The sequence below is a fragment of the Nostoc sp. T09 genome (assembly GCF_002154695.1).
Taxonomy (GTDB): domain Bacteria; phylum Cyanobacteriota; class Cyanobacteriia; order Cyanobacteriales; family Nostocaceae; genus Aulosira.
On sequence record NZ_MTAV01000267.1, the window covers coordinates 1 to 5,803 of the forward strand.

Sequence of the window (5,803 nt, forward strand, 5' to 3'; positions counted from 1 at the left end):
TGATAGGGGTAGTGAGGTGCGGTTGGCTTTGGGTATTTGCTGTAATTGCTGTGTGTTTTGAGCTTGCTGTTCGATGAACTGCGCTAACTGGGCGATTGTCGGTTGGGCAAATAGTGATTGCAGGGCGATTTCTACTGTTAAGGTTTGGCGGATGCGGGAGATGGCTTGGGTTGCTAGTAGGGAATGTCCGCCCAACTCGAAGAAGTTGTCGTTGATGCCGATTTTTTCGACTCCTAACACTTGCGACCAGATGGCAGCGATGGCTTGTTGTGTAGTGGTGCGTGGTGCTACATAGTTTGTGGCTAAATTAACGCTTGCTGTCTCTGGTGCTCTTAGGGCGCGGCGGTCTACTTTCCCATTCGGTGTTAATGGTACTGTTTCTATGACTACATACGCATTCGGTATCATGTACTCTGGTAAGCTCTGCTTCAGGAAGCTCCGCCATTCACTTGTGGTCGGTGCTGGCTGGGATTTAGCAACGATATATGCTACCAGGCGCTTGTTGCCAGGAATATCTTCGCGAACAATGAGCACTGCTTGTTGGACAAGAGGATGTTGAGCGATCGCGGCTTCAATTTCGCCTAATTCAATTCGGAAGCCACGAATTTTTACTTGGTGGTCAATCCTTCCTAAAAATTCTATGTTTCCATCCGGCAAGTAACGTGCTAAATCTCCGGTTTTGTACAGACGGCTTCCGGCTTCGCTACCAAATGGATGAGGTATAAACTTTTCTCGGGTTAGTTCTGGGCGGTTGAGATAACCTCGCGCTAATCCTATACCACCAATATGTACCTCCCCTGCTACACCAATGGGTACGGGTTGCAGATGAGCATCGAGAATATAAATTTGGCTATTCGCAATGGGACGACCAAGAGTCAGCTTTTGGCTGGCATCAGTATATTCTGCCATTGTGGCGCAGACAGTGGATTCCGTTGGACCGTAAGCGTTGAAAAAGCGTACTCTCGAAGACCATTGTGCTGCTAACTCAGTTGCACAGGCTTCTCCAGCTACAATAATGACTCGCAAGCTGGGAAGTGGCTGATTTGGCATGGCAGCTAATGCAGAAGGAGGTAGAGCTACATGGCTAATTTGATACTCATTGATGGTTTGCATCAAATCAGCACCTGGGAGTAATACTTCTTTTTTGGCCAGACATAGCCTTGCACCAGTACACAATGCCATCAAAACATCTGCAATCGAAGCATCAAAGCTAAAGGAAGCAAATTGAAGAATCCTACTGGATGGCTGGACATCAAATTTTTTAATTTGCGCCAAAGCTAAGCTACATAGTCCTTTATGCGTGACTAGGACACCTTTTGGCTTACCTGTAGAACCAGAGGTATAAATAATATAGGCTAGGTTATTTACCTGCACGCTGCTTACGGGCTGGGACTGTGGGTAGTGAGATATTTCTCCCCAGTCTGTATCTAAACAAATTGCAGTTGCTTGATGCTCAGGCAAAACAGTTAGTAGCTGTTGTTGAGTCAGCAAAACCTGCAATTGTGCATCGGACATCATGAATGCCAAACGTTCTTGGGGATAAGCAGGATCTAAGGGCACATAAGCACCACCCGCCTTGAGAACAGCCAACATTCCCACTACCATTTCTAGGGAACGCTCGACACAGATACCCACAAGCAGTTCGGGACCTACACCTAAGCTTTGTAAGTAGTGTGCGAGTTGATTTGCCCGTTGGTTCAATTCCCTATAGGTCAATTGTTGATTATGAAAGAGTACCGCTACTGCATCGGGCGTGCGCTCAACCTGTTGCTCAAAGAGTAGATGGATGCATTGGTCTTGGGGATAATCAACTTGAGTGTCATTCCATTGCCGCAAAAGCTGATGCTGTTCGCTAGCTGTCAGTAGTGGTAATGTGGCGATATTTTGCTCTGGCTGAGCCACAATCCCTGCCAACAAGGTTTGCAAATGCTCAATCATCCGCGCGATGGTGGCAGCATCAAACAAGTCAGTATTGTACTGTATCTTGCCCTTGATACCTGTGGGTGTTTCTAACATCTCCAAGGTGAGGTCAAATGCTGCCTTATCAGTGTCAATTTCTTGGGGTACAACGCTTAATCCTGGCAAGTGCAAATCTTGGCTGGGAGTATTTTGCAGGATAAACATCACCTGGAATAAGGGGTGATAGCTTAATGAGTGCTCGATTTGCAGTTGTTCAACTAGTTTCTCAAAGGGTAGGTCTTGATGTGTATAAGCACTAGATGCTACCTGGCGCACCTGCTGGAGTAATTCCCGAAAACTGGGATTACCAGACATATCGGTACGCATAACTAGGGTATTGACAAAAAAGCCAATTAACCCCTCAATTTCTTGATGGTTGCGTGAGGCGATCGCAGAACCAACTAAGATATCTTCTTGTCGGCTGTAGCGATATAGCAAAGTCTGGAATGCTGCCAACAAGGTCATGAATAATGTCGCGCCTTCTTGCCGTGACAGGGTTTGCAGTGCTTGGCTTAAATCTTGGGATAGAGTGAAAGATTGCCCCGCACCTTGGCATGTCTGGACTGGCGGACGAGGACGGTCTGTCGGTAATTCTAGGACTGGTGGCGCAGCTGCTAGTTGCTGCTGCCAATAGTTGAGTTGGATTTGTTCGACTTCTGCTTCTAGCCATTGACGTTGCCATACAGCATAATCAGCATACTGAATCGGCAATTCAACTAGGGGGTTGGGTTGTCCATTGACAAAGGCTGAATATAAATCTGCCAACTCTTGCCAAACGATATTCATTGACCAACCATCACTGGCAATGTGGTGTATCACCAACAGTAGGATATGTTCTTGCTTGTCGAGTTGTAGCAAGCAACCACGCATCATCAGGTCGCTGGCGAAGTCGAATGGTCGTTGTATTTGCTGTTGCAGTAGTTGTTGGATTTGGTCAGGGCGATCGCTGTTTGGTATCTCTTGAAGGTTGAATTTCAGTAGTTCGACCGCACGAGGCGGTTGAATCACTTGGATTGGATTGCCATCTTGCACCATAAAGTTTGTGCGTAATGTTTCGTGACGGGCAACTATTGCATCCAATGATTGTTGCAGCGTTGTAATGTTGAGGTCGCCTTGTAATTGCAGTGCTTGCGCTATGTGATAAATAGAATTGCCTGGCTGTAGTTGCTTCCAAAACCACATCCTCTGTTGCGCAAATGACAACGGTAGTAAATCTCTGTTGGTTAGTTTAGGAATTATTTGTAGTTCATGCTGTGCGATCGCACTACTTTTATCCAAGAAATTTAAGACCATATTTTGCATCCTGGTTTGGTTAATTTTTTGCTTTCAATCAACAAAATATTTTCTAGTTAACTAGTTAACCGATAACTTTTGATAAGTAAAATTGTCTGGCTCATTTAATATCTGCCTAACAGCCAAAACCCAACTCAATTCAGTTTTTTGAGTTTCCCGAAAAACTTAATAATATATCTTTTGCTTGCGTCTTCTGCAAAATAGTACTTAAAAGAGCAATCTTTTGTTCAAATACCAAAAAACTACTTTTTTAAAATTTCTTAAGTTAAGTTTTTAATTAATGGGAAACTCTTAATTTACTTATGAGCATCCATCTTCAAGAACTTTAGTTATTTTCTTGATATATATTGAGATAATTTTATGGCATCTGCTGTGTTTTGTAATTATAACCAAAGGAGTATACCTTTTGGATATTATAAAAATTTGAGATGCATTATTATAAGCATATCAAATTTTTATATAATGTCTTATTAACAGGCTGCTTTAGGACTAGATCCATCTATGAGAAATCCTAATTGATACAATGAAATCTTGAAATATCAGTAGTTTTATTTTTGTCAATTTCATCATTGGTGGGAAGAAAAAATGTTTATGCAATTAGAGAGAACTTTTACCAAATAATATGGTTTCTACCATTTGATTTGGTTGCATAAAATCGAACTAAGATAACTTGGTGTAACTATGCAACTCATTATTAAGCATAACAAATTGACAGTTCTAGCAACCCAGTTTGAATTTTAAAAAATGAACTACAGATCTACCTGCCTTATTTTTTGTTTCTCACCTCTAAGAGTAAGTTCACAAATCAAATAGGAAGATTATAAATACTGTTTAACTTAATACACACCAAAAACAGATAAGCAAATTCAGACATCTTTAAATAGGTCTTAACCCACTTTATTGTTTGAATTAAGCCGGATAAGCCCTATAGAAATTAGTCAATTTTATAATTTATGTAAATTTGTGTTTTGCGCTAATAATTAAAAGCTTTTTTATTCAAATTATCTGAATAAACACCTCATAAAAAATTAAACACACAAAATCTCACCAAATTATTCTGGTTATCTTATCTCTTGCCAGTACGTCAGTAAAAATGCAGCGCTTTGTTAAATTAAGGCTTTATTGCGAGTACATCTAAAAAGTCGATAGCGCTAATCTAAATTTGTGGTCATGGAATTAAAGTTGTATAGGGAAACCCACACAACTAACACCTTAAGCTTTTTAAAACCAAGGTAAATAATAAAAGCTAATTGTCAATCAGTGGCAAGAACTAAAGCTTAATGCCAATTCAAGCAAGTGTAGAAACTATAGCGGGTACAACAATATTCATAAAGTTGTCAGCATTTAAAAAGTTTCTTATCACTGTTCTTTATTAATGATTCGCATAAATGCCTGAAATCCACAAGAGCGCTGGCGTTAGTTCACAAAATCTTTAAGTATTAAAATTTATTAGCTGTTTAATAGCTGTTTAATATGAAGTTAATTGCTGTATTAAGTTAAACTTTGATGAGGAATTAAATGTGAATAAATATAATTAGCCTGATAGGTAAGCCACCCTGTGGCAAGCATCCGCATCTATATATAGACGAGGCAGTACATCCTTGCGGTTCCTCACTTCTAGCAACTGCCATCTAAGCTTCTAACGTGAGAGCGGCAATGTGTTGCCTCGCATAGACTACAGCAGAATAAAGATGTCAGAATCCAGAGTTCAGAAGTAAAACAGGCTTGATGCCTGGGTTTGTGGCTTATGATCTGTAGTTCACTAAGTTGTAATCCGCTGTATCCTGCTTCTGTCACTCTCCGAAAACAAAAATTGAACTCAATTTTTAAAACCTGACTGGGATTAGGTTTGTGGCTTTATTTCCTAATTTCATTGCTATAATCATTGCTTTAGACTAAAACTCTTGTCTGGTAAGGGTTACATCTTTTTATCTAGGGAAAGTCACAGAAGAGGGGGATATAGCTCAATACAGTTCAGTTAGCGCCAAAAACCTTTCAGGACTTGCGCAAAGTCTCTCTGAAAATCTTATTACTACCCTTCTCCTGCGGAGACACTACGCGTAGCTTGCTTAAGCGTAGGGGTACGGGAATGCCTACCCTACGGGAAGGGCTTCGCCCAATGGCGAACGTGTTCTTTGCGCCCTTATTGGTTCGTTGTTTCTTAATTTTCGGTAAGTCGTGTCCTTAACTGAACCGTATTAGGATATAGCTCATAGATTGTTCGAGTCTGTATCACAGCTAGAAGAATTGTTAAATAAATTGCTCAATAAAGGTGGTCTTATTACTAAATGGGAGTGCAAGATTAAAAATAAAGGTAATGCTGTTTATTAAATTTAGCTGCGTAACAGCTTAATGGTGGACGAGTTTCCTGACTTGTGTTATTTTTCAGCAAATTTTAAACCTTGAACAGGTCAGTTAAGCCAGCACTCTGACCTCTAATCTTTATGAATACACCATCTTTTGACAAGAGCCGCATCCAAATGATTGAGGCTTTAAGGATGAGCAGCCAGAGCTAAAAAATGACGCAACTTATCAGCCAAAACATGAACAT

Annotated in this window: 1 protein-coding gene; it reads right to left on the bottom strand. The window is 40.8% G+C overall.

The window, feature by feature from the left end:
• Positions 1-3,252 (bottom strand): non-ribosomal peptide synthetase (locus BV372_RS34630; RefSeq protein WP_218776813.1); only part of this gene is annotated, 3,252 nt, incomplete at its 3' end.
• Positions 3,253-5,803: the final 2,551 nt, after the last annotated feature.